The 26,573-nt window shown below is 73.0% G+C and carries 26 protein-coding genes and 1 tRNA gene; 17 read left to right on the plus strand and 10 right to left on the minus strand.

Features of this window, described 5'->3' with window-relative positions; genetic code table 11:
* The first annotated feature begins 168 nt into the window (after positions 1-168).
* Together IF73_RS0119695 and IF73_RS0119700 are read left to right on the plus strand one after the other, a co-directional pair.
* Positions 169-1,401 (plus strand): sensor histidine kinase, encoded by a 1,233-nt coding sequence (locus IF73_RS0119695; protein ID WP_030495563.1) that lies wholly within the window; start codon positions 169-171, stop codon positions 1,399-1,401.
* Entirely contained in the window at positions 1,398-2,078 is a 681-nt protein-coding gene (locus tag IF73_RS0119700) for a response regulator transcription factor (protein ID WP_030750460.1), read from the plus strand. Before IF73_RS0119695 ends, IF73_RS0119700 begins: the two co-directional genes overlap by 4 nt.
* 365 nt (positions 2,079-2,443) lie before the next feature.
* Here IF73_RS0119700 and IF73_RS0119705 read toward each other — a convergent pair whose 3' ends face one another.
* The gene (locus IF73_RS0119705; RefSeq protein ID WP_031009789.1) at positions 2,444-3,088 is read right to left on the minus strand and encodes a hypothetical protein; all 645 of its coding nucleotides are present in this window, start codon (positions 3,086-3,088) and stop codon (positions 2,444-2,446) included.
* 609 nt (positions 3,089-3,697) lie between these two features.
* Between IF73_RS0119705 and IF73_RS0119710 the strand changes: the two genes are divergently transcribed.
* The 6 genes from IF73_RS0119710 to IF73_RS0119735 all read left to right on the plus strand — a co-directional run bounded on the left by IF73_RS0119710 (position 3,698) and on the right by IF73_RS0119735 (position 9,917).
* Positions 3,698-4,180 (plus strand): CarD family transcriptional regulator, encoded by a 483-nt coding sequence (locus IF73_RS0119710; RefSeq protein WP_003953493.1) that lies wholly within the window; start codon positions 3,698-3,700, stop codon positions 4,178-4,180.
* A 268-nt stretch (positions 4,181-4,448) separates the two neighbouring features.
* Complete coding sequence (gene ispD, locus IF73_RS0119715; protein ID WP_031009791.1) at positions 4,449-5,198, plus strand: 2-C-methyl-D-erythritol 4-phosphate cytidylyltransferase; 750 nt, start codon at positions 4,449-4,451, stop codon at positions 5,196-5,198.
* The gene (ispF, locus tag IF73_RS0119720) at positions 5,188-5,694 is read left to right on the plus strand and encodes a 2-C-methyl-D-erythritol 2,4-cyclodiphosphate synthase (RefSeq protein WP_031009792.1); all 507 of its coding nucleotides are present in this window, start codon (positions 5,188-5,190) and stop codon (positions 5,692-5,694) included. Before ispD ends, ispF begins: the two co-directional genes overlap by 11 nt.
* Before the next feature lie 83 nt (positions 5,695-5,777).
* Positions 5,778-7,175 carry a cysteine--tRNA ligase gene (gene cysS, locus IF73_RS0119725; protein WP_031009793.1) on the plus strand — a complete coding sequence of 466 codons (1,398 nt, stop codon included), beginning with the start codon at positions 5,778-5,780 and terminating at the stop codon, positions 7,173-7,175.
* A 90-nt stretch (positions 7,176-7,265) separates the two neighbouring features.
* Positions 7,266-8,219: a 23S rRNA (guanosine(2251)-2'-O)-methyltransferase RlmB gene (gene rlmB, locus IF73_RS0119730; RefSeq protein WP_031009794.1), complete on the plus strand. Its 954-nt coding sequence runs from the start codon at positions 7,266-7,268 to the stop codon at positions 8,217-8,219.
* A 117-nt stretch (positions 8,220-8,336) separates the two neighbouring features.
* Positions 8,337-9,917: a DoxX family membrane protein gene (locus IF73_RS0119735; RefSeq protein ID WP_078868151.1), complete on the plus strand. Its 1,581-nt coding sequence runs from the start codon at positions 8,337-8,339 to the stop codon at positions 9,915-9,917.
* 102 nt (positions 9,918-10,019) lie between these two features.
* Here IF73_RS0119735 and IF73_RS0119740 read toward each other — a convergent pair whose 3' ends face one another.
* The 3 genes from IF73_RS0119740 to IF73_RS0119750 all read right to left on the minus strand — a co-directional run bounded on the left by IF73_RS0119740 (position 10,020) and on the right by IF73_RS0119750 (position 12,516).
* The gene (locus IF73_RS0119740; RefSeq protein ID WP_031009797.1) at positions 10,020-10,736 is read right to left on the minus strand and encodes a nucleotidyltransferase family protein; all 717 of its coding nucleotides are present in this window, start codon (positions 10,734-10,736) and stop codon (positions 10,020-10,022) included.
* 46 nt (positions 10,737-10,782) lie between these two features.
* Entirely contained in the window at positions 10,783-11,199 is a 417-nt protein-coding gene (locus IF73_RS0119745; RefSeq protein ID WP_031009799.1) for a hypothetical protein, read from the minus strand.
* A gap of 219 nt (positions 11,200-11,418) precedes the next feature.
* Complete coding sequence (locus tag IF73_RS0119750; protein WP_031009801.1) at positions 11,419-12,516, minus strand: ABC transporter ATP-binding protein; 1,098 nt, start codon at positions 12,514-12,516, stop codon at positions 11,419-11,421.
* Between the two features lie 182 nt (positions 12,517-12,698).
* Here IF73_RS0119750 and IF73_RS0119755 point away from each other — a divergent pair.
* Together IF73_RS0119755 and IF73_RS0119760 are read left to right on the plus strand one after the other, a co-directional pair.
* Positions 12,699-12,772 (plus strand) — tRNA-Thr (locus IF73_RS0119755).
* Between the two features lie 105 nt (positions 12,773-12,877).
* On the plus strand, positions 12,878-14,602 hold the full coding sequence (locus IF73_RS0119760; RefSeq protein WP_158822058.1) for an FG-GAP repeat domain-containing protein: 1,725 nt from the start codon (positions 12,878-12,880) through the stop codon (positions 14,600-14,602).
* Positions 14,603-14,677: 75 nt separating this feature from the next.
* Here IF73_RS0119760 and IF73_RS0119765 read toward each other — a convergent pair whose 3' ends face one another.
* On the minus strand, positions 14,678-16,072 hold the full coding sequence (locus IF73_RS0119765; RefSeq protein WP_031009805.1) for an NAD(P)/FAD-dependent oxidoreductase: 1,395 nt from the start codon (positions 16,070-16,072) through the stop codon (positions 14,678-14,680).
* Between the two features lie 140 nt (positions 16,073-16,212).
* On the opposite strand from IF73_RS0119765, the gene IF73_RS0119770 reads away from it, so the two are divergent.
* Genes IF73_RS0119770 through IF73_RS0119785 form a run of 4 tightly spaced genes read left to right on the plus strand, consistent with a single transcriptional unit; the run spans position 16,213 to position 18,698 of the window.
* Positions 16,213-16,941 carry a DsbA family protein gene (locus IF73_RS0119770; RefSeq protein WP_031009807.1) on the plus strand — a complete coding sequence of 243 codons (729 nt, stop codon included), beginning with the start codon at positions 16,213-16,215 and terminating at the stop codon, positions 16,939-16,941.
* Between the two features lie 10 nt (positions 16,942-16,951).
* Positions 16,952-17,839 carry an aminoglycoside phosphotransferase family protein gene (locus IF73_RS0119775; protein ID WP_031009808.1) on the plus strand — a complete coding sequence of 296 codons (888 nt, stop codon included), beginning with the start codon at positions 16,952-16,954 and terminating at the stop codon, positions 17,837-17,839.
* A 4-nt stretch (positions 17,840-17,843) separates the two neighbouring features.
* A complete protein-coding gene (locus tag IF73_RS0119780; RefSeq protein ID WP_031009810.1) occupies positions 17,844-18,326 on the plus strand; it encodes a GNAT family N-acetyltransferase in 483 nt (160 codons plus the stop codon).
* A gap of 9 nt (positions 18,327-18,335) precedes the next feature.
* Complete coding sequence (locus IF73_RS0119785) at positions 18,336-18,698, plus strand: hypothetical protein (RefSeq protein ID WP_234338281.1); 363 nt, start codon at positions 18,336-18,338, stop codon at positions 18,696-18,698.
* A 7-nt stretch (positions 18,699-18,705) separates the two neighbouring features.
* Here IF73_RS0119785 and IF73_RS0119790 read toward each other — a convergent pair whose 3' ends face one another.
* Positions 18,706-19,704 carry a zinc-binding dehydrogenase gene (locus tag IF73_RS0119790; protein WP_031009813.1) on the minus strand — a complete coding sequence of 333 codons (999 nt, stop codon included), beginning with the start codon at positions 19,702-19,704 and terminating at the stop codon, positions 18,706-18,708.
* A gap of 112 nt (positions 19,705-19,816) precedes the next feature.
* On the opposite strand from IF73_RS0119790, the gene IF73_RS0119795 reads away from it, so the two are divergent.
* Positions 19,817-20,473 carry a pentapeptide repeat-containing protein gene (locus IF73_RS0119795; RefSeq protein ID WP_031009815.1) on the plus strand — a complete coding sequence of 219 codons (657 nt, stop codon included), beginning with the start codon at positions 19,817-19,819 and terminating at the stop codon, positions 20,471-20,473.
* 10 nt (positions 20,474-20,483) lie between these two features.
* Here the strand turns inward: IF73_RS0119795 and IF73_RS0119800 are convergent, their stop codons facing one another.
* The 4 genes from IF73_RS0119800 to IF73_RS0119815 all read right to left on the minus strand — a co-directional run bounded on the left by IF73_RS0119800 (position 20,484) and on the right by IF73_RS0119815 (position 24,036).
* Positions 20,484-20,984: a hypothetical protein gene (locus IF73_RS0119800; protein WP_031009817.1), complete on the minus strand. Its 501-nt coding sequence runs from the start codon at positions 20,982-20,984 to the stop codon at positions 20,484-20,486.
* Positions 20,985-21,015: 31 nt separating this feature from the next.
* Positions 21,016-22,221, minus strand: a complete 1,206-nt coding sequence (locus tag IF73_RS0119805) for an FAD-dependent monooxygenase (RefSeq protein ID WP_031009818.1) — start codon at positions 22,219-22,221, stop codon at positions 21,016-21,018.
* Positions 22,222-22,288: 67 nt separating this feature from the next.
* Positions 22,289-22,909 (minus strand): response regulator, encoded by a 621-nt coding sequence (locus tag IF73_RS0119810; protein WP_031009821.1) that lies wholly within the window; start codon positions 22,907-22,909, stop codon positions 22,289-22,291.
* Positions 22,906-24,036 (minus strand): sensor histidine kinase, encoded by a 1,131-nt coding sequence (locus IF73_RS0119815; RefSeq protein ID WP_051717034.1) that lies wholly within the window; start codon positions 24,034-24,036, stop codon positions 22,906-22,908. Before IF73_RS0119815 ends, IF73_RS0119810 begins: the two co-directional genes overlap by 4 nt.
* A 379-nt stretch (positions 24,037-24,415) precedes the next feature.
* On the opposite strand from IF73_RS0119815, the gene IF73_RS0119820 reads away from it, so the two are divergent.
* Entirely contained in the window at positions 24,416-24,958 is a 543-nt protein-coding gene (locus IF73_RS0119820) for a GlcG/HbpS family heme-binding protein (RefSeq protein WP_031009825.1), read from the plus strand.
* 104 nt (positions 24,959-25,062) lie between these two features.
* Positions 25,063-26,481: a M1 family metallopeptidase gene (locus tag IF73_RS0119825; protein ID WP_031009829.1), complete on the plus strand. Its 1,419-nt coding sequence runs from the start codon at positions 25,063-25,065 to the stop codon at positions 26,479-26,481.
* Positions 26,482-26,573: the final 92 nt, after the last annotated feature.

Genomic DNA, 26,573 nt, shown 5'->3' on the forward strand with positions numbered 1-26,573 from the left:
GTATGAACCACCCCTGGCCTGAAGGTGAACTCTGGGCGACGCGGGCCCCCGCCCCTCCCAGGGCAAATGAACCGGTCCCGTCCCCAGGGTGAACTCTGAGCGACGAGTGTTCGAGCAGCCACTCGGACGGCTGGGAGAGTGTCCGTGACCACGCATAACCTGGATGGCATGGACGTGAACGCGGCGGTCGCCGCATTGGCCGCGATCGCCGGCGTGTGCACCGGCGTGATCGCCATGCTGGCGTTCCGCTGGAGCGAGCGCGACCAGGCGCGACCCACCCGCACCTCCCTGCACACCGACGCCGTGCTGCCGCCCGGCGTCGACACCGTGCTCTCCGTACTGCGCTCCTCCGCCGTCGTGCTCGACGAGAGCGACTCCGTGGTCAAGGCGAGCTCGGCGGCGTACGCCCTCGGGCTCGTCCGCGGCGGGAAGCTGGCCGTGGAGCCGATGCTCAACATGGCCCGCGACACCCGCAGGGACGGGGAGATACGCCAGGTCGAGCTGGACCTGCCCCGGCGCGGCGGCGGACGCGGCGAGGCCCTCGCCGTCTCCGCGCGGGTCGCCCCGCTCGGCTCGCGGCTCGTGCTGCTCCTGGTCGAGGACCTGACGGAGGCCCGCCGCATCGAAGCGGTACGGCGCGACTTCGTCGCGAACGTGAGCCACGAGCTGAAGACCCCGGTCGGGGCGCTCTCGCTGCTCTCCGAGGCCGTCATGGACGCCTCGGACGACCCCGAGGCGGTCATGCGCTTCGCGGGCCGGATGCAGATCGAGGCGACCCGGCTGACCAACCTGGTCCAGGAGCTCATCGACCTCTCGCGGGTGCAGAACGACGACCCGCTGGAGGACTCCGAGCCGGTCTCCGTGGACGAGCTGGTCGCCGAGGCGATCGACCGCTCGCGGCACCCGGCCTCCACCAAGCAGATCACCATGGCCTCCGGCGGCGCGGCCGACCTGTACGTCTGGGGCAGCCGCGGCCAGCTCGCCGCGGCCCTCGGCAACCTGGTCGAGAACGCCGTCAACTACTCGCCGGCCCGGACCCGCGTGGGCATCGCCGCCCGCCGGGTCGCGGCGCCCGGCGGGGACCTCATCGAGATAGCCGTGACCGACCAGGGCATCGGCATCCCGGAGAAGGACCGCGAGCGGATCTTCGAGCGCTTCTACCGCGTCGACCCGGCACGCTCGCGTGCCACCGGCGGTACGGGGCTCGGGCTCGCGATCGTCAAGCACGTGGCCGCCTCGCACGGCGGAGAGGTCACGGTCTGGAGCACCGAGGGTCAGGGCTCCACCTTCACCCTGCGGCTGCCCGAGGCGGGCTCCGCACGGGACCGCCGGACCGCCGCCTCCTCCCTCACCCCCGATCTCATGACCGAACCGCTCCCTGCACCGGAGGTCCTTCCGTGACCCGAGTCCTTGTCGTCGAGGATGAGGAATCCTTCAGCGACGCCCTGTCGTACATGCTCCGCAAGGAGGGCTTCGAGGTCGCCGTGGCGGCGACCGGCCCCGACGGACTCGACGAGTTCGAGCGCAACGGAGCGGACCTCGTCCTCCTCGACCTGATGCTGCCGGGCCTGCCCGGCACGGAGGTCTGCCGGCAGCTGCGGGGCCGCTCCAACGTCCCGGTCATCATGGTGACCGCGAAGGACAGCGAGATCGACAAGGTCGTCGGGCTGGAGATAGGAGCCGACGACTACGTGACGAAGCCCTTCTCCTCCCGTGAGCTGGTGGCCCGCATCCGCGCGGTGCTGCGCCGGCGCGGCGAACCGGAGGAGGTCACCCCGGCGGCCCTGGAGGCCGGCCCGGTCCGCATGGACGTCGACCGGCACGTGGTGACGGTCGGCGGCGCCAAGATCGACCTCCCCCTGAAGGAGTTCGACCTCCTGGAGATGCTGCTGCGCAACGCGGGCCGCGTCCTCACCCGCATGCAGCTCATCGACCGCGTCTGGGGCGCCGACTACGTGGGCGACACCAAGACCCTCGACGTCCACGTCAAGCGCCTCCGCGCCAAGATCGAACCCGACCCGGGTGCCCCGCGCTATCTGGTCACGGTCCGGGGCCTGGGCTACAAGTTCGAGCCGTAGGATCCGCGCCCGCCCACGGGGCCGGACGGAGTCCGGCACAGCGTCCCGAAGCCCGGGAGGCCCCTTGGGGCCGAGCGGTGCGAGGGGCGCACGTGGGGCTGGGTTCGAGCCCGACCCGGGGGCCCCGCGCTATCTGGTCACGGTCCGGGGCCTGGGCTACAAGTTCGAGCCGTAGGATCCGCGCCCGCCCACGGGGCCGGACGGGGTCCGGCACAGCGTCTCGAAGCCCGGGAGGCCCCTTGGGGCCGAGCGGTGCGAGGGGCGCATGTGGGGCCGGGTTCCAGCCGTGAAGAGACGACGTGGTGCATACGCCGAGAGGGGCGCCCCCAGCGGGGGCGCCCCTCTCGGCGTCGTGCGGGCTCGGCTCAGTGGCCGGCGGTCGGGCTGGCCTCGCCGTGCTCGGCGCCGTGGTCGGCACCGTGCTCGCCGGACTCCCCGTGCTCGCCGGACTCGGCGGTGGCTTCGGCGGAGGGGGTGGCGCCGGGCGGGAGCGGGACCTCGGACGGGCCGAACTCCTTGAAGTAGCTCGTCGACGGGACGACGAACGCCTCCAGGGAGACGTCACCGGTCTCGCTGAGCTTGAAGGTGACCTTCTGCGCGTCGCCGTTCTTCGCGGCCTCGTGGCCGTTCTCGATGGTGGCGGAGGCGTTGCCCGCGCCGCCGATCACGACGGAGCCGCCGGCGGGGACGACCACCGGGCCGGAGCCCTTCGCGGACTTGAGGACGACCGCCGCGTTGCTGCCGGGCAGGCTGATCGACTCCAGCGTCTGCGGGTCGCTGCCGTTGTTGAAGACGGTGGCCGAGACGACGGCCGGGCCCTTGGCGCCGGGCGTCGGCTGGGTGATGACGAGCGCGTTCTGGATCTTGACGTCGTCCACCGTGACGGCGGCGTTGTCGGGCCGGACACCGAGCGTCTGGGCGTCGTTGCCCGCACCGCAGGCGGACAGCGCGGCGATCGAGAACACGATGGCGGTGGCGGCGAGGGCGCCGCGTCGAAGGCTGCGGCTCACGGCGGCGGCAACTCCTAGGACGTACGGACGGAAGAGGGACTAAGGACCAGCTAAAGGTGCGTCAGCGCGCTTAGGTTACCGAGCCTGACTCTCCGTCCCGCACCCGACCCGCCCCTTAGCGCCCGCGCCCTGCCCGAGGCCCCGGCCGCCCGGCCCCCGCGCGGTGCGGCGCGGTGGCCGGAACACATCCCATTGGCCCTGCGTTCACATAACCGACGTGATCAATTCCGTCGGCCGCGTCGCATTCCGCATCCCTTCCCTTACGGAAAAGCACGGACGGGTCGCCCGCTGATCGAATTCCGGATTCTCGCCGCGATCCCTCCGTACGGGTGGTCGATCCTCGAACGGAGTACGTGAAGGAGGCCACTCCCGGCCGGACGAACCAGGACATATCGCCCGCTCAGGCGGGTCCCGGATGTGCGTAACGTGCGCGTTTCTCTCTGTCGACACAGCCGCTCCGACCTGCGAATACCGCCTTCCGGAAGCCCTCCGCAGCACGCGGGCGACACACTTGTCAAGCCCCGAGATATGCCCTGACCTGCGGAAACGCCATTCAGGAGAAGCCGTTTCCGTGTTACCCTGGATAGCCACGGAAGGGGTACCTGTCACATGACGTTCAAGGTTGGCGACACCGTGGTCTATCCCCATCACGGGGCCGCGCTGATCGAGGCCATCGAAACTCGCCAGATCAAAGGCGTGGACAAGACCTACTTGGTGCTCAAGGTCGCGCAGGGCGACCTGACGGTTCGCGTGCCGGCGGACAACGCGGAGTTCGTAGGCGTGCGCGACGTTGTCGGGCAGGACGGGCTGGACCGGGTCTTCGAGGTGCTGCGCGCGCCGTACGCCGAGGAGCCGACGAACTGGTCCCGCCGCTACAAGGCGAACCTCGAGAAGCTCGCCTCCGGCGATGTCATCAAGGTCGCCGAAGTGGTCCGGGATCTCTGGCGCCGCGAGCGCGAGCGCGGTCTCTCCGCAGGTGAGAAGCGCATGCTCGCCAAGGCTCGGCAGATCCTGGTGAGTGAGCTGGCGCTCGCCGAGAACACGAACGAGGACAAGGCCGAGGCCCTCCTCGACGAGGTGCTCGCGTCCTGACGCCTGGCGCACACCATGCCCAGCAGTAATGCCGCGGTGCCCGCCGACGAGCTGTGAATCACCGATTCCACAGTCCCGTCGCCGGGCACTGCGGCATGTTCGTCTCTCTCTACGTCCTCCCCGACACCGACAAGCCCCGGACCTGCGGCTCTCGCATGGCGACGCCCCGACCGTCGTCACGGAAAGGGCCCGGTCGAGGCGTCGTATCAAAGCCTGCTGACGCCATACCCACGTCGCCCGCGGAAACAAACCTGCCGGAGTGCAACCGATGTCTGACGAAGCGCGTCCTAGCCGTACCGCCGTGGTGATCCCCGCCGCCGGGCGGGGCGTACGCCTTGGTCCGGGCGCCCCGAAAGCGCTGCGCGCGCTGAACGGCACCCCCATGCTCATCCACGCCGTCCGCGCCATGGCCGCCTCCCGCGCGGTCCAGCTCGTCGTCGTGGTCGCCCCCGCCGACGGCGTCGCCGAGGTCAAACACCTCCTCGACGACCACGCCCTCCCCGAGCGCACCGACTACCTCGTCGTCGCCGGCGGCGACACCCGCCAGGAGTCCGTCCACCTCGGCCTCAAGGCGCTCCCCGACGGCATCACCACCGTCCTCGTCCACGACGCGGCCCGCCCCCTCGTCCCCGTCGACACCGTCGACGCCGTCATCGAGGCCGTCCGCGACGGCGCCGTCGCCGTCGTCCCCGCCCTGCCGGTCGCCGACACCGTCAAGGAGGTCGAGCCCGCCGGCACCCCCGGCGACCCCGAGCAGGTCGTCGCCACGCCGGTCCGCGCCCGCCTCCGCGCCGTCCAGACCCCCCAGGGCTTCGACCACGACACCCTGGTCAACGCCCACGCCACCATCGCCCTCGCCGGCGAGGGCGCCACCGACGACGCCGGCATGGTCGAACGGCTCGGCGCGCCCGTCGTCGTCGTGCCCGGCCACGAAGAGGCGTTCAAGGTGACCCGCCCCCTCGACCTCGTCCTCGCCGAGGCCGTACTCGCCCGCAGGAGGGCCAACGATGGCTTCTGATCTCCCCGTCATCCCCCGCACCGGCATCGGCACCGACGTCCACGCCTTCGAACAGGGCCGCGAACTCTGGTGCGCCGGCCTCCTGTGGGAAGGCCCCGACAGCGACGGGTACGGCCTCGCCGGGCACTCCGACGGCGACGTCGCCGCCCACGCCGCCTGCGACGCCCTCTTCTCCGCCGCCGGCATCGGCGACCTCGGCGCCCACTTCGGCACCTCCCGCCCCGAGTACGCCGGCGCCTCCGGCACCACCCTCCTCGCCGAGGCCGCCCGGATCGTCCGCGCCGAGGGATACGAGATCGGCAACATCGCCGTCCAGGTCGTCGGCGTCCGCCCCAAGATCGGCAAGCGCCGCGACGAGGCCCAGAAGGCGCTCAGCGAGGCGGCCGGCGCCCCCGTCTCCGTCTCCGGCACCACCACCGACGGACTCGGCCTGACCGGCCGCGCCGAGGGTCTCGCCGCCCTCGCGACCGCGCTGGTCTACCCCGTGACCCGATAGGACAGCGCGTCAGGGCGGAAAAAGGTGCCCCGCGACCCGGCATCGGTCGCGGGGCACCACCGCACGCCCACTACCCTGGACCCGTGACTATTCGCCTGTACGACACCAGCGCCCGGCAGATCCGTGACTTCACCCCGCTCACGCCGGGCTCCGTCTCGATCTACCTCTGTGGCGCCACCGTCCAGGCGGCCCCGCACATCGGACACATCCGGTCGGGGCTGAACTTCGACATCATGCGCCGCTGGTTCGCCTACCGCGGCTACGACGTCACCTTCGTCCGCAACGTCACCGACATCGACGACAAGATCATCGCCAAGGGCAGGGACCAGAACCGCCCCTGGTGGTCGATCGGGTACGAGAACGAGCGCGCCTTCAACACCGGCTACGACGCCCTGGGCTGCCTCCCGCCCACCTACGAGCCCCGCGCCACCGGCCACGTGCCCGAGATGATCGAGATGATGCGCGGCCTCATCGAGCGCGGCCACGCCTACGAGGCCGACGGCAGCGTCTACTTCGACGTCCGCTCCTTCCCCGGCTACCTGGAGCTCTCCAACCAGGACCTGGACGACCTCCGCCAGCCCGACGAGGGCGTCTCCGGCAAGCGCGACCCCCGCGACTTCGCCATGTGGAAGGCGACCAAGCCCGGCGAGCCCGACTGGGAGACCCCGTGGGGCCGCGGCCGCCCCGGCTGGCACCTGGAGTGCTCGGCCATGGCCCACAAGTACCTCGGCTCCGCCTTCGACATCCACGGCGGCGGCCTCGACCTGATCTTCCCGCACCACGAGAACGAGATCGCCCAGGCCAAGGCGTTCGGCGACGAGTTCGCCCGCTACTGGGTCCACAACGCCTGGGTCACCATGAGCGGCGAGAAGATGTCGAAGTCGCTCGGCAACTCGGTCCTCGTGAGCGAGATGGTCAAGAACTGGCGCCCCATCGTCCTCCGCTACTACCTGGGCACCCCGCACTACCGCTCGATGATCGAGTACAGCGAGGAGTCCCTGCGCGAGGCCGAGGCCGCCTTCGGCCGCATCGAGGGCTTCGTCCAGCGCGCCACCGAGAAGGCCGGCCGGACCGTCCCGCCCGCCGCCGAGGTGCCGCCGGCCTTCGCCGAGGCCATGGACGACGACCTCGGCGTTCCGCACGCGCTGGCGATCATCCACACCACCGTCCGCCAGGGCAACAGCGCGCTCGGCGCCGACGACAAGGACGAGGCCATCGCCCGCCTCGCCGAGGTCCGCGCCATGCTCGGCGTCCTCGGCCTGGACCCCCTCGACCCCCAGTGGGCCGACGAGTCCGGCGGCGGCGAAGAACTCCACGGCGTCGTCGACACCCTCGTCCGCCTCGTCCTCCAGCAGCGCGAGGCCGCCCGCGAGCGCAAGGACTGGGGCACGGCCGACGCCATCCGCGACCAGCTCACCCAGTCCGGCCTGGCCATCGAGGACAGCCCCGACGGCCCCCGGTGGACCCTCGCCAACCGATAGAACACCCCGAAGACGTGCCGCCCGGAGCCCCGGGCGGCACACTTCACTTAAAAGACTTCCGCACGTACGCCAGAGGAACAGGTAGCAGTCATGGCCGGGAACAGCCAGCGCAGGGGACGTCGCACGTCCAACAAGAAGGGCGCGACGGTCGGCAGCGGTGGCAAGCGACGCCGCGCCCTCGAGGGCAAGGGCCCGACGCCCAAGGCCGAGAACCGCAAGGGACACAAGGCATACCGCGTCTCCAACGCGATGGCCCGGAACGCCGCCAAGCGCAAGCCCGTCGCCCGCCGCGGCGGCAAGGGCCAGGCCGAGATGGTCGTCGGCCGCAACCCCGTCTTCGAGGCACTGCGTGACGGCGTCCCCGCCACCACCCTCTACGTCCAGCAGTTCATCGACAACGACGAGCGCGTGCGCGAGGCGCTCAACCTCGCCACCGGCCGCGGCAACATCAACATCATGGAGGCGCCGCGCCCCGAGCTCGACCGGATGACCAACGGCCTCAACCACCAGGGCCTCGTCCTCCAGGTCCCGCCGTACGAGTACGCGCACCCCGAGGACCTCGCCGCGCACGCCTACGACGAGCACGAGGACCCGCTGATCGTCGCCCTCGACGGCGTCACCGACCCGCGCAACCTCGGCGCCGTCGTCCGCTCCGTCTCCGCCTTCGGCGGCCACGGCGTCGTCGTCCCCGAGCGCCGCGCCGCCGGCATGACCGCCGGCGCCTGGAAGACCTCGGCCGGCACCGCCGCCCGCACCCCGGTCGCCCGCGCCACCAACCTCACCCGCTGCCTGCAGGAGTACCAGAAGGCCGGCCTCACCGTCGTCGGCCTCTCCGCCGACGGCGACACCGAGGTCCACGAGCTGGAGGCCCTCGAAGGGCCCGTCGTCATCGTGGTCGGCTCCGAGGGCAAGGGCCTCTCCCGACTCGTCGGCGAGACCTGCGACTTCCTCGTCCGCATCCCGATGCCCGGCGGCGCCGAGTCCCTCAACGCCGGTGTCGCCGCCGGCGTCGTCCTCTACGAGGCCGCCCGCCGCCGCATGTGACCGGCCTCCCCCGTACGGGCTGAACCGTACGGGGGACCCGCCCCGGCCGTGATCTTGACGGACCTCGGACATCCGAGCCCGTCAAGGCAGTGTCCAAACCCCGCGTCACTCGGTTAGATGAGTGTGGACACCAGAACGCCCCGGCCGGGGTTCGACGATCAGCCCGCGCTGAGCATGGTCAAGGTGGATTCCGATCCCGCCCAGGTGATCGTGAACCACGCCAGCTTCCGTGTGCGGCTCGCGCCGGCCCAGCAGCCGAAGTTCGGCGCGAACCCGCGCGTGGCCGCCCTCTCCGGGGCCGGTGGAGCGGGAGCGCCGCGTCGGCGCCCCGTCGTCTGGACCGGCAAGGCCACGCCGGGCGCGACCGGACTCCTCCAGGCCGTACGGGAGTCCTCGGCCGGCACGGGCGGCGCCGTCTCCACGCTGGAGCCGACCACCCAGACCATCCCCCGCATCGACGACACGATGCCCACCCCCGTCGTGCCCGCCGGGGCCGCCGCACCGATCCTGCCGCCGATGCGCCGGGCCGAGGGCGCCTACGACGACGTGTACGACCTGCGGCCGGACGCGGCGCCGCACGAAGAGGCCCGCCCCGCCGGCCAGCGCCCCACCTCCGACCCCGTCCGGCACGCCTACTACCCCGGCCGCCGCATGAACCTCGGCGTGGTGCTCCTCCCGCTCCGCGTCTTCCTCGGCTTCATCTCCATCTACGCCGGCATGGGCAAGCTCTGCGACCCCGTCTACTTCGACGGCGGCGAGCGCGGCTCCATGGTCAAGTGGCTCACCCAGCTCCACCCCTGGCCGCTCGCCGAACCCCTGCGCGACTTCGCCCTCCAGCACCCCGTCGGCGCCGGACTCACCGTCGCCTTCCTCCAGGTCGTCGTCGGCGTCCTCACCGTCCTCGGCCTCTGGCAGCGCGTCGCCGCCGTCGTCGGCGCCCTCCTCTCCGCCGCGCTCATCCTCACCGTCAGCTGGCGCACCGTCCCCGTCTACGACGCGCCCGACATCATCTACCTCGCCGCCTGGTCCCCGCTGATCATCGCCGGCGCCCCCGTCTACTCGATCGACGGCCGCCTCGCCGGCGAAGCCTGGCGCACCCTCGGCCCCCGCGCCGAACTGTGGGAGCTGCGCCGCCGGGTGATGCGCCGCTCGGTGCTCTTCGCCTCCGTGGTCGTCGGCCTCACCCTGCTCATCGGCTCGGTCCTCGGCGGCGCCGTCCGCTCCACCGAGATGGTCACCGTCCCGGGCCCGAACGACGACCCGATCAACCACCTCCCCGGCCAGCCGCTGCCGACCGAGCCGGAGCGCCGCCGCACCCCGTCGGAGACCCCGCGCGACGCCCGCCCCGAGCCGTCGGCGGCCGAGACCACGGAGGAGGCCCGCGAGGAGCGCGAGGAGACCCAGGAGGCGACCCGGCCGACCGAGACCGGCGCCGGCACCGGGACCGGCTCCACCCCGACCCAGGAGCAGAGGCCGACCGCCACCGACGGCGCCGGCGGCGGCAGCAGTCGTACGCCCACCCAGTCGGAGCCCGCCCCGCCGCCGACCACCAGCGACAGCCCCAGCGGCACCTCCGGCAGCACCTCGTCCTCCGGCGGCTCCTCCACCGGCACCCCCACTCAGGAGGCGCCCACCGAGGAGGCCACCACCGGCGGCGGCGAGGCCCCGCAGAACCCGATCGGCGGCCTGCTGGGCTGAGCGCCCGGGCCCGCACGGCGCACGAGAGAGGCGGCACCGTCCCAGGGGGGCGGTGCCGCCTCTCTCGTACGCGCTCTCCCGTGGGCGCCTCTCCCGTACGGCTCAGAGGCCCTGCGCGGCGAGCTCCTTCGCGGCCTCCGTCAGGTCCTTCGCGGTGTCGATGGCCCTCCAGTACGCCCCCTGGGGCAGCGGGAAGCCGGCCAGGCGCCGCTCGCGCGCGAGACGCGGGAAGGTGGTCCGCTCGTGGTCGCCCAGATCGGGCAGGAGCGCGGTGAACGCGGGGGAGAAGACGTACACGCCGGCGTTGATGAGGAACGGCGACGGCGGCGCCTCGACGAAGTCGGTGATGTGCCCGAAGGTGTCGGTCTCGACGGCGCCCCACGGGATCCGCGGGCGGGCCAGCGCCAGGGTGGCGGTGGCGTCCCGCTCGTCGTGGAACGCGGCCATCTCGCGCAGCGAGAAACGCGTCCAGATGTCGCCGTTGGTGGCGTACCAGGGCCGGTCCGGCTCGGGCAGGTGCGCGGCGGCGTACTTGAGGCCGCCGCCCCGGCCCAGCGGCTCGGTCTCGACGACCGTGGTCACCTTGAGCGGCAGATCGGCCTCCTCCAGCCACTCCTGGAGGACTTCGGCGAGGTGCCCGCAGGAGACGACGGCGTCGGTCACGCCCTCGGCGGCCAGCCAGGAAAGCTGATGGCCGATGATCGGGGTCCCGGTGCCCGGGATCTCGACCATCGGCTTGGGGCGGTCGTCGGTGTAGGGGCGCAGCCGCGAGCCCTGGCCGCCCGCCAGGACCACGGCCTGCGTCGGAGTGGTGTGCATACGGGGAACGATAGGTGCCCCGCGGGCGCGGACGCGGTGACGGCGCTCAGCCCGTCGCGCGCATCACGCCGGTCGCGTACGAGGTGTCGCAGACCGGCCGGGAGAACGCCTGGGCGCGGGCGGGGCCGTAGTGCTCCACCGCGGCGCGGCCGAGGGCGCGGGCGATCGACACGCAGTGCTCGGCGAGCGAGGGGCGGTTCTCCACCTCGCGCTGGAGGTGGGTGAGGGCGACGCCGGGGTCCTTCTCCTGGAGCTCGGCGAGCAGCCGGTCCCGCAGCACGTCCTGCGGGGCACGGGACTTCGCGCGGGTGGAGACGTCCGAGGCGGAGGCGGTCAGCATCTGGCCTTCGGCGTCCTGACCGGCCCACGGCACGGCGGACACCGCGAGCGTTCCCGACAGGACCAGGACGACGGGCAGGACGAGGGCGAGGGAGCGGCCGATTCGGCGGGCAGTGTGCGTCACGCAGGCGAGCGTAGCGGGCGGTAGTGATATGGCGACATTTAGTCACTCTCGCGGGGGATGGTTCGACGCGGCTTTTCGAATCCCGTGTTGACGCGGGCCGGAGGGGCGGGCCCCGAATGCCGGGGTTTTCCGGGGTAAGCCCGTTTAAACGAACGACCCCGCATCCGCAAGGGATACGGGGCCGTTCGCCACGGGTCTTTTCCGGCCGGGGCCGGAAGGTCACTCGCTGATGCGCTGCTCCGTCGACTTGGAGAAGACGTGCAGCTCGCCGGCGCGCGGGACGACGTGCAGCGTGGAGCCCTTGGACGGGATCTCACGGCCGCCGACGCGGATGACGATGTCCTTGTCCTCGCCGCCGACGCGGGTGGAGCCGTAGACGAAGCCGTCGGAGCCCAGCTCCTCGACCACGTTGACGGTCACGGCCACGCCGTCCTTGCCGGTCGGGCCCGACACGTCGAAGTGCTCCGGGCGGACGCCGACGACGACGGTGGTGTCGCCGTTGGCGGCGGCGGTGGCGAGTGCGTCACGGGAGACCGGGACGACGCTGTTGCCGAACTTCACGCCGCCCTCGGTGATCGGGACCTCGATCAGGTTCATGGCGGGCGAGCCGATGAAGCCGGCGACGAAGAGGTTCGCGGGCTTGTCGTACATGTTGCGCGGGGTGTCGACCTGCTGGAGCAGACCGTCCTTCAGCACGGCGACGCGGTCGCCCATGGTGAGCGCCTCGGTCTGGTCGTGGGTGACGTAGACCGTCGTGATGCCGAGACGGCGCTGCAGGCCGGCGATCTGCGTACGGGTCGAGACGCGGAGCTTGGCGTCGAGGTTCGACAGCGGCTCGTCCATGAGGAAGACCTGCGGCTCGCGCACGATGGCGCGGCCCATGGCGACACGCTGGCGCTGACCGCCGGAGAGCGCCTTCGGCTTGCGGTCCAGGTACTGGGTGAGGTCGAGGATCTTCGCGGCCTCTTCGACCTTCGCGCGGATCTCGCTCTTGTTGACGCCGGCGATCTTGAGCGCGAAGCCCATGTTGTCGGCGACGGTCATGTGCGGGTAGAGCGCGTAGTTCTGGAACACCATGGCGATGTCCCGGTCCTTCGGCGGCAGGTGGGTGACGTCCCGGTCACCGATGCGGATGGCGCCCGCGTTGACGTCCTCCAGACCCGCCAGCATCCGCAGCGAGGTCGACTTGCCGCAGCCCGAGGGCCCGACGAGGACGAGGAACTCCCCGTCGCCGATCTCGATGTCGAGCTGGTCGACGGAGGGGGTCTTGGCGCCCGGGTAGATCCGGGTCGCCTTGTCGAAAGTGACAGAAGCCATGGTGATACGCCCCTTCACCGGCAGGAACGTGCCGGACGATCCGAGTAAAGGAAGAGTTGAGGTCTAGTCCACCTGGGTGAACTCCGCTCGACGCTACCTGGCGGCGTCGGATCTGTCAGTAGTTCGAAGGGCGTGAGATTTCCGACCGTGGGCCGGGCGGGGTTGGTTAGACTGCACTCGCTGCCGCCTTAGCTCAGTTGGCTAGAGCGCTTGACTTGTAATCTTGAGGTCGTCGGTTCGATTCCGACAGGCGGCTCTGCACGACGAAGGCCCCGCCCCCCTGCGAGGGGGGCGGGGCCTTCGCGGTACCGTGCGGCGCGCACCCAGGGGGGGTGCGGTTTTGCGACGAAGGACTGATCGCTTGCGTAGAACCATTGCACTCGGGGGGACGGCCGCGCTGCTGGTGGCCGGGTTGGTCTCGGGGGCGTCCACGGCTGCCGCCGACGGCTGGGACCCCGGGTTCGACATCGAGGACCGGGTGATCCAGCCCGGGACGTGGCCCGCCGACGTGGGGCCGAACGGCGTCTCGTACGGCGACTCGTTCGAAGGCACCCTGGTGTACGCCTTCAGCAAGGCGCCGCTGACCGACGCGACGTGGGCGAAGGGCGGCTTCCCCGCCGGGATGTCGCTCAACGCCGGCGACTGCCAGGCGCGGGCGGGCGTGGTCGGGGTCTACACGTGCCCCGTATCGGACGAGGACTCCTACGGAGGCATCGAGGTCGCGGCCGCGGAGGGCACCGCCAACAACACCACACTCCACTACGGCTTCGTCTACGTCCCCCGCGGCGGGGACCTCGCGAAGGCCGTGAAGGAGGCGCAGACGGTCGACCTGCTGGTGGAGGACGGCCAGCACGCCGCCCGTACGGTCACCGCGAAGACGGCGGAGCACGTCGCCCAGAACACGATCGCGCTCACCACGCCGGCCGTGCCGGCCGGTTCGACGGTCACGCACACGGCGACCGTGCACGCGGTGGACAAGGGCACGCTCGACATCAACCTGGTGCCGGGCGAGGGCATGCGGCACTGGGAGGAGGGTGAGGTCCAGGTCGGCATCACCGGCGTCCGCCAGAGCTCCGCGACCACCGAGTGCGACGTCGTCAGCGGCTACCTCTCGCCCGGTGGCGTCCAGTGCGAGATCGACCCGGGCACGGACGGCCCGGTCGACGTCACCGTGTCGTACACGGTGAAGGCGTCTCCCTACGCGGCCGCGTGGGCGATCGACACGGTCGCGGAGTACCGCGTCTTCGACGCCGGCGACAACCCGATGGCGCAGAGCGCGTTCTCGGTCCAGAGCTCCCGCCCGGTGCCCACGCACTACGCGATGATCTCGCGGGACAAGAGCGGACTGCTGCACTGGCACCACGGCACCGGCAGCGCCACCCAGCCGTTCCGGGAGTGGACGGAGACCGTGGGGCGGGGCTGGGGGATCTACAACGCCGTCACGAAGCTCGCTCCGATCACGAGCGAGGCCGCCGGTGGCGGTGTCGTCGCGCGGGACACGTCCGGTGTGCTGTGGTCGTACCGGACCACCGGCAGCTCGTACGAGCCGCTCTCCGCGCGGGTGCGGGTCGGCAGTGGCTGGGGGATCTACAACCAGCTCGTCGGTGTCGGGGACGTCAGCGGTGACGGGCGGCCGGACATGATCGCCCGGGACGCGTCGGGTGTGCTGTGGCTGTACAAGGGCACGACGAGCACGACGGCGCCGTTCGCGACCCGGGTGCGGGTCGGCGGTGGCTGGGGGATCTACAACCAGTTCACCGGGGCCGGTGACCTCAACGGCGACGGGCGGGCCGATCTGATCGCCCGTGACACGGCCGGTGTGCTGTGGCTGTACCCGGCGACGGGCCGCGCCGACGTGCCGTACGGCACGCGGGTGCGGGTCGGTTCGGGCTGGCACGGGTACTCGCTGGTGTCGTCCCCGGGTGACCTGACGGACGACGGGCGGGCCGACCTGGTCGCGCGGGACGGTGCCGGGAACGTGTACCTGTACAAGGGCACGGGCAGCGGTACGGCTCCGTACGCGGCCCGGGTGAGGATCTCGCTCGGCGAGAGCCCTTCCGCGTCCTCGCTGAACGCGCTGTTCTGACGCGTGGGTGACGAAGGCCCCGGACCCCGTGGGGGGTTCGGGGCCTTCGGCGTGTCCGGGGGCGTCGCGGGGGCGTCAGCGGCCGGCGATGCGGTTGGCCCAGGTCGCCACGCGGTCCGTGGTGGCCGTGTGGGTGGTGGTCTCGCGGTGGTCGGCGCCGCGGAAGGCGGCGTACATGGTCTGGACGCCGAGCCAGCGGAGGGGTTCCGGTTCCCACTTGCGGACCTTGTGGTTCACCCAGGGCAGGGTGGTGAGGTCGGTGGCGCCGCCCTGGCCGGAGTCCTGCTGGATGAGGTCGCGGAGGGTGCGGGCGGCGAGGTTGGTGGTGGCGACGCCGGAGCCGACGTAGCCGCCGGCCCAGCCGATGCCGGTGGTGCGGTCGAGGGTGGCGGTGGCGCACCAGTCGCGGGGGACACCGAGGACGCCGGACCAGGCGTGGTCGACGCGGACGCCGGCGAGCTGCGGGAAGAAGCGGATGAGGATCTCGCGGAGGGCTTCGATCGTCTGCGGCTGGGTGCGGCCGTCGTTGTCGGTCTTCGAGCCGTAGCGGTAGGGGACGCCGCGGCCGCCGAGCGCGATGCGGCCGTCGGCGGTGCGCTGGGCGTACATGTAGGCGTGGGCCATGTCGCCGAGGGTCTCCAGGCCGTTCCAGCCGATGGACGCCCACTGGGCGTCGGTCAGCGGCTCGGTGGCGATCATGGAGGAGTTCATGGGGAGCCAGGTGCGGCGCTGGCCGGCGAGGGAGGCGGTGAAGCCCTCGGTGCAGCGGAGGACGTACGGGGCGCGGACGGTGCCGTAGGGGGTGACGGCGTGCTTGGGCTTGATCTCGGTGACCGGGGTCGACTCGTGGATGGTCACGCCGAGGGCTTCGACGGCGGCGCGGAGCCCGGCGACGAGCTTGACGGGGTGGAGGCGGGCGCCGTGCGGGGTCCAGGAGGAGCCGACGGCGCCGGCGACGCGGATGCGGTCGGCGGTCTCGCGGGCGCCGTAGATCTCGCGGTCGGTCTCGCCGAAGGCGTGCTCGACGGCGTGGAACTCCTTGAGGCGGGCGAGCTGGGCGGGGGAGAGGGCGACCTCCAGGACGCCGCCGCGGTGCTGGTCGGCGTCGACCTTCTCGGCGTCGAGGACGTCGAGGACCTCGGTGACGGTGGCGTTCATGGCCTGCTGGAGGCGGACGGCGGCGTCGTGGCCGTGCAGCTTGGCGTAGCGGTCGCGGCCGGCGATGCCGTTGTAGAGCCAGCCGCCGTTGCGGCCGGAGGCGCCGTAGCCGCAGAAGCGGGCCTCCAGGACGACGATGTCGAGGAAGGGCACCGCCTTCTTGAGGTAGTAGGCGGTCCACAGGCCGGTGTAGCCGCCGCCGACGATGCAGACGTCGGCGGTCCGGTCGCCGGGGAGCGGTTCGCGGGGGTCCGGCAGGCCCTGCTGCGCGAACCAGAACGAGATGCCGCCGTTGACCGTGCTGGTGTTCATGTTGTCCCTCTTCCCGGTGCGTGGCGGGAGGGTACCGGGGGCGTTGGTCCTCTGGAAACGGGTCCTTCGGCGGCGGAGGGCGGGTGCGGGCGCGCCTAGGTTCGGGGGTGCGGATTCCGTCGCTCCGGAAGGATCCCTCCATGTCTGTGCGCAGGACTCGGCGCGCCCTCGGGGCCGTGGTCGCCGCGGGTCTCATCGGCCTTGCGGGGGTGGGGTGTTCGGTGGGCGGGGGCGGTTCGGCGGCGGCGGCCGGGGAGGCGGCGCCGGCGCCGGCGGGGACGGTGCGGGTGTCGGGTGCGCTGCCGTCGGCGGTGGAGGGTACGAAGATCGTCGTCGGTGACGCGGGCGCGCCGCACACGGTGACGGTGTACGCGGATCCGCGCTGCCCGTACTGCGCGAGGTTCGAGGCGGCCGGGGGCGCGGTGCCGGCCGGGCGGGCGGCGAGGGGCGAGCTGGGGGTCGCGTACGTGATCGCCTCCTTCCTGGACGCGCGGACCGGCGGGACGGCGTCGGCGCGGGCCGCGACCGCGCTGCGGGCGGCGGCGGACGCGGGTCCGGGGAGGTTCGCCGCGTTCCGGGCGGCGCTGTTCGCCGCGCAGCCGGCGGGGGAGCCGGAGGACGCCTTCACCGCCGACGATCTGCTGCGGATCGCCGACCGGGTGGAGGGGCTGCGGGGCGACGCCTTCGACCGGGCGGTGCGGGGCGGGACCCGCGGGGCGTGGGTGGCGGACGCGGAGCGGGCGTTCGAGGAGTCGGGGGTGGGCGGCACGCCGGCGGTGGAGGTGGACGGGGAGGTGCTGGACGGCGGGGACGGGCTGTACGAGGCGGGGGCGTTCGGGAGGCTGCTGGACGGGGCGCTGGGGTCGTAGGGTCGGGTGGGTGATCGACGTACCCGAGGAACTCGCGCACAGTCAGTCGAAGTACAACGGCGAGGCGGGGCGGGCCTTCGTCGCCGCGTTGCCCGGGCGGGCGGAGGAGTTCCTCGGGCGGTGGGGGCTGCGGCTCGACGGGCGCTCGATGCATGGCGTGGCGTCGCTGGTGCTGCCGGTGGTGCGGGCGGACGGTACGCCGGCGGCGCTGAAGCTCCAGCTCCTCGACGAGGAGACCGAGGGGGAGCCGGCGGCGTTGCGCGCGTGGGCCGGGGACGGGGTGGTACAGCTTCTGGAGCACGATCCGGAGACGGGCACGATGCTGCTCGAACGGGCCGACCCCGCACGGCACTTGTCGCGTCTGGGGGACGAGCGGGAGGCGGTACGGGTGCTGGCCGGGCTGCTGGCGAGGCTGTCGGTCCGGCCGGCGCCGCCCGGTCTGCGGCGGCTCGACGCGATCGCGGCCCGGATGCTCGCGCGGACGCCGGGGGCGGTGGCGCGGCTCGGTGCGCAGGACGCGGCGCTGCTCGCGGACTGCGCGGCCGCCGTGCGGGAGGTGGCGGGCGAGGCGGGGGACCGGCTGCTCCACTGGGACCTGCACTACGACAACGTGCTGGGTGCGGAGCGCGAGCCGTGGCTGGTCATCGACCCGAAGCCGCTCTCCGGCGATCCGGGCTTCGAGCTGCTGCCGGCGCTGACCAACCTCTGGAACCCCGACCCGGCCGTGATCCGATGGCGCTTCGACCTGCTCACCGAGCGGTTGGGGCTCGACCGTGAGCGGGCGCTGGCGTGGACGCTGGGGCGGGTGCTGCAGAACGGGCTGTGGGAGGTCGAGGAGGGCGAGGACGAGCTCGGCGCGGCCCAGGTGGTCGTCGCGCGGGCGCTGCTGGCACGCTGAGGGCATGATCCGTACCGCCACTCCGGCCGACGTGCCCGTCATCCATGCCCTGATCCGTGACCTCGCGGAGTACGAGAAGGCCCTCGACGAGGTCCGTGCCACGCCCGACCAGCTGCACGAGGCGCTGTTCGGCGAGCGGCCCGCCGCCTTCGCCCACATCGCGGAGACCGAGGACGGGGAGCCGGTCGGCTTCGCGCTCTGGTTCCTGAACTTCTCGACCTGGCGGGGGGTCCACGGCATCTACCTGGAGGACCTGTACGTCCGTCCGGAGGCGCGCGGCGGCGGTCACGGCAAGGCGCTGCTGACGGAGCTGGCGCGGATCTGCGTGGAGCGCGGCTACGAGCGGCTGGAGTGGTCGGTGCTGAACTGGAACCGGCCGTCGATCGACTTCTACGAGTCGCTGGGCGCCCGCCCGCAGGACGAGTGGTCGGTCTACCGTCTGACGGACGGGGCCCTGGCGGCGCTGGGCGCCCCGGTGACGGTGTAGGAAGTCCCTATGTGCAACGACCACGGCAATCACGGCGACGACATGGGCGTCGAGGCCCGTTTCCAGCGGATCACCGCCTTCGTCGAGGCGCGGCTGACGCCGCTCTTCGACCCGGCGAACGGCAGCGACCACGGTTTCGGGATGGACGACACCTCCCGCGCCCTGCGGGCGCTGCGCTACACGGTGCAGGCGGCCTCGCAGGTCGGCGGTCTGGTGGAGAAGCGGGAGACGGCGCCGGAGCTGCGTCAGGTGGTGGACCAGGCGCTGGAGCACAACTGGGACGCGCTGCGCTCCATCGCCCGGATGTGGGAGGACCACGAGGACTTCCGGAAGGAGTTCAAGGCGCACTCCTGGGACGTGCTCGGCGTCTGAGCCTCCCTCAGGGAACGAGTACCACCTTGCCCATCGTGCCCCGGGTCTCCAGGGCGCGGTGGGCTTCTGCCGCTTCGGCGAGGGGGAAGGGGTGGACGGCGGGGCGGAGGGTGCCGTCGGAGGCGGCGGCGAGGGCGGCGAGTTCGAGCTTCCGGACGTCGCCGCCGGCCTTCTGGATCATGACGGGGCCGAGGACGGAGCCGGAGGTGATGCCGCGTGCGGTCAGTTCCTCCTCGGTGAAGGTGAGGGCTTCGCCGTCGTGGAGTCCGGTGCTGGACCAGCCGAAGACGAGGTGCTGTCCGCCCTTGCCGAGGAGGTCGACGGCGGCGCGGCCGGTGGCGCCGCCGACGGAGTCGAAGACGACGGTGGCGGTGCGGTCGCCGAGGAAGGCGCGGACCCGGTCGGGCCAGTCGGGGCGGGTGTAGTCGACGGCGAGGTCGGCGCCGTTCTCGTGGACGCGGGCGACCTTGGCGGGGCCGCCGGCGAGGCCGATGACGGTGGCGCCGGCGTTCTTCGCGTACTGGACGAGGAGGGTGCCGATGCCGCCGGCGGCGGCGGGGACGATCGCGACCGAGTCCGGGCCGAGGTCGGTGAACTGGAGGATGCCGAAGGTGGTGCGGCCGGTGCCGATCATGGCGACGGCCTCGGCCTCGCCGAGGTGGTCGGGGAGTTCGTGGAGGCGGGCGGCGTCGGTGACGGCGAGGTCGGCGTAGCCGCCGGGGTTCATGCCGAGGTGGGCGACGACGCGCTTGCCGAGCCAGGCGGGGTCGGTGCCGTCGCCGACGGCGTCGACGGTGCCGGCGACCTCGCGGCCGGGGACGGTGGGGAGGGTGGCGGGGGCCGGGAAGGGGCCGGTCATGCCCTGGCGGAGGGCGGTGTCGAGGAGGTGGACGCCGGCGGCGGCCACGGCGATCCGGACCTGCCCGGGACCGGGCACCGGGTCGGGCACCTCTTCGTAGGTGAGGTTCTCGGCGGGGCCGAAGGCGTGGAGGCGGATGGCGTGCATGACGGTTCCCCTGACGTCGTCGCGTGCGTGCGGTCGCGACCCAGGCTCGTACCTCGACCTCGCTTGAGGTCAAGGGCGGGTGGCTGTCGGTGGCGTGCGCCACGATGGGCGCATGAAGCGAAAGACCAAGGCGCCCCGCCGGGTGGAGCTGCGACTGCCGCCTCTGGAGTCGTACGAGGGCGGGCTGGAGCCCGACGGGGACTATGACGGCCTGGAGCTGGCCGGGCTCGATCTGGCGGGCTCCCCGGGGGAGGGTGCACGGTTCCTGGACTGTCTGGTGCGGGAGTGCGCGCTGGACGGGGCGCGGCTGACGGGGGCGCGTTTCCTGGACTCGCGTCTGGAGTCCGTACGGGGCGTGGGCGCCGATCTGTCGGGGGCGCAGCTGCGGGACGCGGAGGTCGTGGAGGCGCGGTTCGGGGGGACGCAGCTGCACGGCTCGGCGTGGCAGGGGGTGCTCGTGCGGGGCGGGAAGTGGGACTACCCGAACCTACGGGCGGCGACGCTGCGGGACGTCGTCTTCGAGGGGTGCGTGCTGGTGGAGCCGGACTTCGGCGGGGCGGTCCTGGAGCGGGTCGCGTTCGTGGACTGCGAGCTGGTCGGGGTGGACTTCGCCGGGGCGAGGCTGACGGATGTGGATCTGCGCGGGGTGCGCCGCCTGGAGATCGCGCGCGGGGTGGAGTCCCTGGCGGGCGCGGTGATCTCGCCGGCGCAGCTGCTCGACCTGGCGCCGGTCCTCGCGGCGCGGCTGGGGGTGCGGGTGGAGGAGTGAGGCCCGGGGGTCACTTCACGCGGGGGAAGCGGGCCTGGAGGTCCCAGACGGCCGGGTTGTCGGCGAGGCCCTCGTGCATGTCGGTGAGGTCGGCGATCAGGTCGTGGAGGAAGTCGCGGGCCTCGCGGCGGAGTTCGGTGTGGGAGAAGGTGAGCGGGCGTTCGTCGCCGGGCATCCAGTCCGCCTCGACGTCGACCCAGCCGAAGCGGCGTTCGAAGAGCATCAGGTCCGAGGACTCGGTGAAGTCGAGTTCGGCGTACTGGGGGCGGGAGGCGCGGCTGCCCTGGGGGTCGCGGTCGAGCTGTTCGACGATGTCGCAGAGCGCCCACGCGAAGTCGAGGACCGGCACCCATCCCCAGGCTGTGGACACCTCCCGGTCCTCCTCGGTGTCCGCGAGGTAGACGTCCCCGCAGAAGAGGTCGTGCCGCAGCGCGTGCACGTCCGCCCGCCGGTAGTCGGTCTGCGGGGGGTCGGGGAAGCGCCGGGAGAGGGAGTAGCCGATGTCGAGCACCCACCGATGGTGTCACGCTCCCGGCCCGGCGTCAGACGCGGTGGGTCGCCCGGGCCAGCCTCGGGCCCAGCCAGCGCTTGAGGCGGCGCAGGGCCTCCAGGCGGCCGGCGGCGCGGTCGATCCGGTAGTAGAGCTGCGGGGGGACGTACGGCAGGAGGGGGGAGTGGCGCTGGCCGAGGAGGGCGAACATCCGGTCCGGCTCCAGGCCCATGTAGCGGGGCAGGTTCTCGTACCACTGGGCGCTGAGGCGGGCCGCGCTCTGGGCGGAGACGAGTTCGGCGCGCCGCCGCCGGCCGTAGGCGGTGAGGGCGGTGTCGAGGTCGTCCGGGTGGCTGCGGAGGGCGTCGGCCAGGGCCAGTGCGTCCTCCAGGGCGAGGGTGGTGCCGGCGCCGATCGAGTAGTGGGTGGTGTGGGCGGCGTCGCCGAGGAGGACGGTCCGGCCGTGGTGCCAGGCGCGGGTGGTCAGGGTGCGGAAGCGGAGCCACTGGGCGGGTTCGGCGCCCCGGTCGCGGCCGATCAGCTCGTGCCCGTCGAGGAGGTCGTGGAAGAGCTTCTCCAGGAGCGCCAGGCAGTCGCCCTCGGCCATGGTGTCCAGGCCGAGGCCGGTCCAGGTGCCGGGGGCGCACTCGACGACGCAGGTGGAGCGCTCGCCGCTGAAGCCGTAGGCGTAGCACCAGATCCAGCCGTGCTCGGTCTCCTTGAAGGCGAAGCTGAAGGAGTCGAACACCTTGCTGGTGCCGAGCCAGATGTACGGGTTGCGGCCGGTGGCGAAGGCGGTGCCGTAGTGGTCGGCGTGCGCCTCGCGCAGGACGCTGTGGACGCCGTCGGCGGCGACGACCAGGTCCGCGTCGGCCAGCTCCGGCGCGTCCGGGCCGGCGATCGGGTGCTCGTACGCGACCTCGACGCCGAGCGCGGCGGCCCGGTCGGCGAGCAGTCCGAGCATGCGGCGGCGGCCGATGCCGAAGCCGGCGTCGCCGCGGTGGACGGTCCGCTCGTCGCGGACGATCGCGAGGCCGTCGGTCCAGGTCACCGAGGCGTCGGCGACGGCGGCGGCGGACTCCGGGTCGCCGGCCCGCAGCTTGTCGAGGAGCCCGGCCCAGTAGGTGACGCCCCAGCCGTAGGTGGAGCCGGCCGCGTTCCGCTCGTACACGGCGATCTCGTGGGACGGGTCCTGGCGCTTCAGCAGGATCGAGAGGTACAGGCCGGCGGGCCCGCCACCGACGACGGCGATCTTCACGTGCGCTCCCACGGGGACATGACGCTGTGCACTGGAACGACAGCGCACGGTAGCAGCCCCGGGGGGCTCAGGGGAGCAGGCGCTGTTCCTTCGCGACCGCGACGGCGCCGGCCCGCGTGTCGACGCCGAGCTTGGCGTAGATCCGGCCGAGGTGGGTCTTGACGGTGGCCTCGCTGATGAAGAGCGCGCGGGCGATCTCCCTGTTGCCGAGGCCGTGCGCCAGCTGGCCGAGGATGTCCCGCTCCCGGTCGGTGAGGGAGGGGCCCGCCGCGCCCCGCATCCGGTCCATGACCCGGCTCGCGACCGGCGGCGACAGGGCCGTGCGCCCCTGGGCGGCGGAGTGGATCGCGGCGAACAGCTCCTCGGGCCGCTCGGCCTTCAGGAGGTAGCCGGTGGCGCCCGCCTCGATGGCGCGGGTGATGTCGGCGTCCGTGTCGTACGTGGTGAGGACGAGGACGTGGACCCCGGTCGGCGCGATCCGGCGGGTCGCCTCCACCCCGTCGATGCCGGCGCCGAGCTGGAGGTCCATCAGGACCACGTCCGGCTTCAGCTTCGCGGCCATCGCGACCGCCTCCTCGCCGCTGCCGGCCTCCCCGACGACCTCGATGTCGGGGGTGGAGCCCAGCAGGGCGAGCAGTCCGGCGCGGACCACGACGTGGTCGTCGCAGAGGAGGATGCGTACGGTCACGGGCGGGCCTCCACGGGGGGTGCGAGGGGAAGGGCGGCGGAGAGCACCGTGCCCTCGCCGGGGGTCGACTCCACCGTAAGCGTGCCGCCGAGCTGCTGGGCGCGGACCCGCATCGCGGGCAGGCCGTGGCCGCGGACGCCGCCGCCGTCGCGGGCGGCCGACGGGTCGAAGCCGCTGCCGTCGTCGGCGACGTCCAGGACGACCTGGTCGTCGAGGTAGGTGAGGGTGAGCGCGGCCGAGGTGGCGGCGGCGTGCTCACGGATGTTGGCGAGCGCGCCCTGCGCGATCCGGAGGAGCGCCGACTGGGCCCGGTCCGGCAGCGGCACCGGCGTGCCGTCGACCCGGAAGGCGGCCGACTCGCGCGAGGCGAGGCCGCGCAGCGCCTGTTCGAGGCCGCCGCCCTCGGCGAGGTCGGCGGGGGCCAGGTCGTGGACGAAGCGGCGGGCCTCGGCGAGGTTCCGTTCGGCGATCGACTCCGCCGTGCGGACGTGCCGGCGGGCGGTCGCCGGGTCGGCGTCCCAGGTGCGGTCGGCGGCCTGGAGCAGCATCTGCTGGCTCGACAGGCCCTGCGCGAGGGTGTCGTGGATCTCCATGGAGAGCCGCTGCCGCTCGGCGAGGGTGCCCTCGCGCCGCTCGATCGCGGCGAGCTCGCGCCGGGTGCGGATCAGGTCGTCGATGAGGGCCCGCTGCCGGGCCGCCTGCCGGTCGGCGTGGACGAAGACGCCGGTGGCGATGGCGGCGACGGCCGGCGGGGCGACGATCAGATTGGGGTCCCAGCCGCCGTGCGAGAGCTGCACCTGCGCGAAGACGACGAAGGCGGTGAGCAGCGCGACCAGGCCGAACGCCGCCTTGTGCGGCAGGGTCCGCAGGCCGGTGTAGAAGAGCGGGACCGCGCACCAGGCGAAGCTGGGCGCGAGGACGACGAGCACCACCCACACGGCGACGACCGTGCACAGCCAGGCGATCCGGCGCGGGGTGGCCCGGGTGCCGAGGACCGGCCCGAGCAGGTACAGGGCGGCCAGCGCGCCGCACAGGGCGATGATCCAGGGGCTGCGGCCCTCCCACGCGTGCCGCAGCAGGAACCGCGCCAGGGACGCGCCGAGCAGCAGGAAGAAGGCCACGTGCATCACGCGCGCCAGCCAGCCGGCGTCGGGGTCCTGCGCGCCGCGCGGGTCGAGGAGGCGCGCGGTGGAGGCCGGGGGCCCGGCGGTGTGCCGGTCGGGCGGGGTGGCCGCGGTGTGGCGCGCGCGCCGGCCGGTCCGGTCCATCCGTCTCGCCTCCTCAAGCACGGCGCTGACCTGCGTGTACGTATCCATGCTGACCCGCGCGGACCACCCCGGCATCAGCCGATCGGCTGACCCCCGCATCGTCCGGTGCGCGTCGGCAGGGCAGCCGGACCGTGGACCGTACGGGGCCGGTTCCGGACCCAGGATGGATCTCGGAGCGGGGGAGACGCCCTCCTCCGCCGGACCGATCAGGTCCGCCACGACCTCCTCGGGAGCCACCATGAAGAAGAAGCTCGTCCTCGGAGCCACCGCCGCCGCCGTCCTGACCGCCGGCACCTTCGGCGCCGTCGCGGCGAACGCCTCCGCCCCGGCCGCCGCTCCCGCCGCGGTCGCCAAGGCCGACGCGGGCGGCGACCACCTGCGCCAGACCACGCACCTCACCGTCGACGCCGCCACCGACGCCGCCGAGGCCGTCCTGGAGGCCGCCGAGAAGGAGAACCAGCGCGTCTCCGTGGCCGTGGTCGACCGCAACGGCAACACCCTCGTCACCCTGCGCGGCGACGGCGCCGGCCCGCAGTCCTACGAGTCGGCGATCCGCAAGGCGTACACCGCCGTCTCCTGGAACGCCCCGACCTCCGAGCTCGCCAAGCGCCTGGAGCAGGCGCCGAACCTGAAGGACATCCCGGGCACCCTGTTCCTCGGCGGTGGCGCCCCGGTCGTCGCCGGCGGCGGTCCGATCGCCGGCATCGGCGTCGCGGGCGCCCCCTCCGGCGACCTGGACGAGAAGTTCGCCCAGGCCGGCGTCGCCGAGCTGGCGAAGTAGCACCCGCCGCTCGCCCCCTGCGGGTGAGGGCGCCCGACTCCCCCCGACGGGCGCCCTCACCGTCACGTTCTGTCCGGCTTGTCTAGGATCCGTATGTGACGCACGTGACCCAGAACAGCCGGACCGGACGGTCCCCCAGGGCCGCCGCCGTCACGGCGGCGGCCCTCGCCGCGCTCGGCCTCCTCGCCGCCGGCTGCACCCCGGCGGCCGGCGGGGTGCGCGGCACGCCCGGCGCGTCCGGTCTCCAGGACCCGTACTTCCCCCGGCTCGGCAACGGCGGCTACGACGTCTCCCACTACGCCCTCGACCTCGCCTTCGACCCGGACGGCGGCCGGCTCGACGGCACCGCGCGGATCACCGCCCGTGCCACCCAGGACCTCTCCGCCCTCAACCTCGACCTCGCCGGGCTCACCGTGTCGGGCGCGACCGTCGACGGCGAGCCCGCCGCCGTCAACCGGGCCGGCGACGAGCTGACCCTCCGCCCCCGCGACGAGCTGCCGCGGGGCACCGAGTTCACCGTCACCGTCGACTACGCGGGGGTGCCCGAGCCGCTCACCGACCCGGACGGCTCGACCGAGGGCTGGCTGAACACCTCGGACGGGGCGGTCGCGGTCGGCGAACCGGCCGGCTCCATGACCTGGTTCCCCGGCAACCACCACCCCTCCGACAAGGCGTCCTACGAGATCGCGCTGACCGCCCCGAGCCGGCTGGCGGCGCTCTCCAACGGCGTCCGGGTCTCCGCCGGGCCCGCCTCCGGCGGCCGCACCCGCACGGTGTGGCGCCAGCCGGAGCCGATGGCGTCCTACCTCGCCACCGTGATGATCGGCCGGTACGAGACCACCACCGGCACCGCCCTCGGCGACGTCCCCGTCGTCACCGCCGTCGAGCCCTCGCTGGCCGCCGCGACCGCCGCGCTCCGCGCCGAACTCCCCACGCTCCTCGCCCGCCAGCAGGACCGCTTCGGCCCGTACCCCTTCGGCGCCGCCGGGGCCGTGATCATCACCGACGGCCTGCTCGGCTACGCCCTGGAGACCCAGACCCGGCCCGTCTTCCCGGCCTCCTCCTTCGACCGCACCACGCTCGTGCACGAGCTGGCCCACCAGTGGTTCGGGAACTCCGTCACCCCCGAGAGCTGGCAGGACATCTGGCTCAACGAGGGCTTCGCCACCTACGCCGAGTGGCTGTACGCGGAGGAGCACGGCTCCGTCCCGGCCCGGGACAGCTTCGTGTCCGCCTTCGCCGAGGAGGCCAACTGGGCCTTCCCGCCCGCCGATCCGCCCACCGCGGAGAACCTCTTCGACCCGCCCGTCTACCAGCGCGGGGCGATGGTCCTGCACAAGCTGCGCGAGACCGTCGGCGACGAGGTCTTCGACGAGCTGCTGCGCGGCTGGGCCGCGAAGTACCGGCACGCCAACGCCTCCACCGAGGACTTCACCGGCTACGCCGAGTCGGTGGCCGGGCGGGACCTGGACGGGGTGTGGGACGTCTGGCTGTACGGCCGGGACCGGCCGGAGCGGCCCTAGGCCCTGTCGTCAAACTCCCGCCTGCCCCGCGACGCCATGCACGCGCTCTCGCCGCACCGGGTGAAAGCCCGAGTACGTCCAGTACGAGGACT

Source organism: Streptomyces sp. NRRL F-5727 (genome assembly GCF_000719555.1).
GTDB lineage: Bacteria > Actinomycetota > Actinomycetes > Streptomycetales > Streptomycetaceae > Streptomyces.

What these genes read in the sequence shown, in the direction of transcription:
- IF73_RS0119695 (WP_030495563.1), top strand. Translation starts at nt 169, where the DNA reads ATGGACGTGAACGCGGCGGTCGCCGCATTGGCCGCGATCGCCGGCGTG.
- rlmB (WP_031009794.1), top strand. Translation starts at nt 7,266, where the DNA reads ATGGCCGGGAACAGCCAGCGCAGGGGACGTCGCACGTCCAACAAGAAG.
- IF73_RS0119765 (WP_031009805.1), bottom strand. Translation starts at nt 16,072, where the DNA reads ATGAACACCAGCACGGTCAACGGCGGCATCTCGTTCTGGTTCGCGCAG.
- IF73_RS0119735 (WP_078868151.1), top strand. Translation starts at nt 8,337, where the DNA reads ATGAGTGTGGACACCAGAACGCCCCGGCCGGGGTTCGACGATCAGCCC.
- IF73_RS0119780 (WP_031009810.1), top strand. Translation starts at nt 17,844, where the DNA reads ATGATCCGTACCGCCACTCCGGCCGACGTGCCCGTCATCCATGCCCTG.
- ispF (WP_031009792.1), top strand. Translation starts at nt 5,188, where the DNA reads ATGGCTTCTGATCTCCCCGTCATCCCCCGCACCGGCATCGGCACCGAC.
- IF73_RS0119795 (WP_031009815.1), top strand. Translation starts at nt 19,817, where the DNA reads ATGAAGCGAAAGACCAAGGCGCCCCGCCGGGTGGAGCTGCGACTGCCG.
- IF73_RS0119710 (WP_003953493.1), top strand. Translation starts at nt 3,698, where the DNA reads ATGACGTTCAAGGTTGGCGACACCGTGGTCTATCCCCATCACGGGGCC.
- IF73_RS0119790 (WP_031009813.1), bottom strand. Translation starts at nt 19,704, where the DNA reads ATGCACGCCATCCGCCTCCACGCCTTCGGCCCCGCCGAGAACCTCACC.
- IF73_RS0119770 (WP_031009807.1), top strand. Translation starts at nt 16,213, where the DNA reads ATGTCTGTGCGCAGGACTCGGCGCGCCCTCGGGGCCGTGGTCGCCGCG.
- IF73_RS0119785 (WP_234338281.1), top strand. Translation starts at nt 18,336, where the DNA reads ATGTGCAACGACCACGGCAATCACGGCGACGACATGGGCGTCGAGGCC.
- IF73_RS0119820 (WP_031009825.1), top strand. Translation starts at nt 24,416, where the DNA reads ATGAAGAAGAAGCTCGTCCTCGGAGCCACCGCCGCCGCCGTCCTGACC.
- ispD (WP_031009791.1), top strand. Translation starts at nt 4,449, where the DNA reads ATGTCTGACGAAGCGCGTCCTAGCCGTACCGCCGTGGTGATCCCCGCC.
- IF73_RS0119815 (WP_051717034.1), bottom strand. Translation starts at nt 24,036, where the DNA reads ATGCACGTGGCCTTCTTCCTGCTGCTCGGCGCGTCCCTGGCGCGGTTC.
- IF73_RS0119740 (WP_031009797.1), bottom strand. Translation starts at nt 10,736, where the DNA reads ATGCACACCACTCCGACGCAGGCCGTGGTCCTGGCGGGCGGCCAGGGC.
- IF73_RS0119750 (WP_031009801.1), bottom strand. Translation starts at nt 12,516, where the DNA reads ATGGCTTCTGTCACTTTCGACAAGGCGACCCGGATCTACCCGGGCGCC.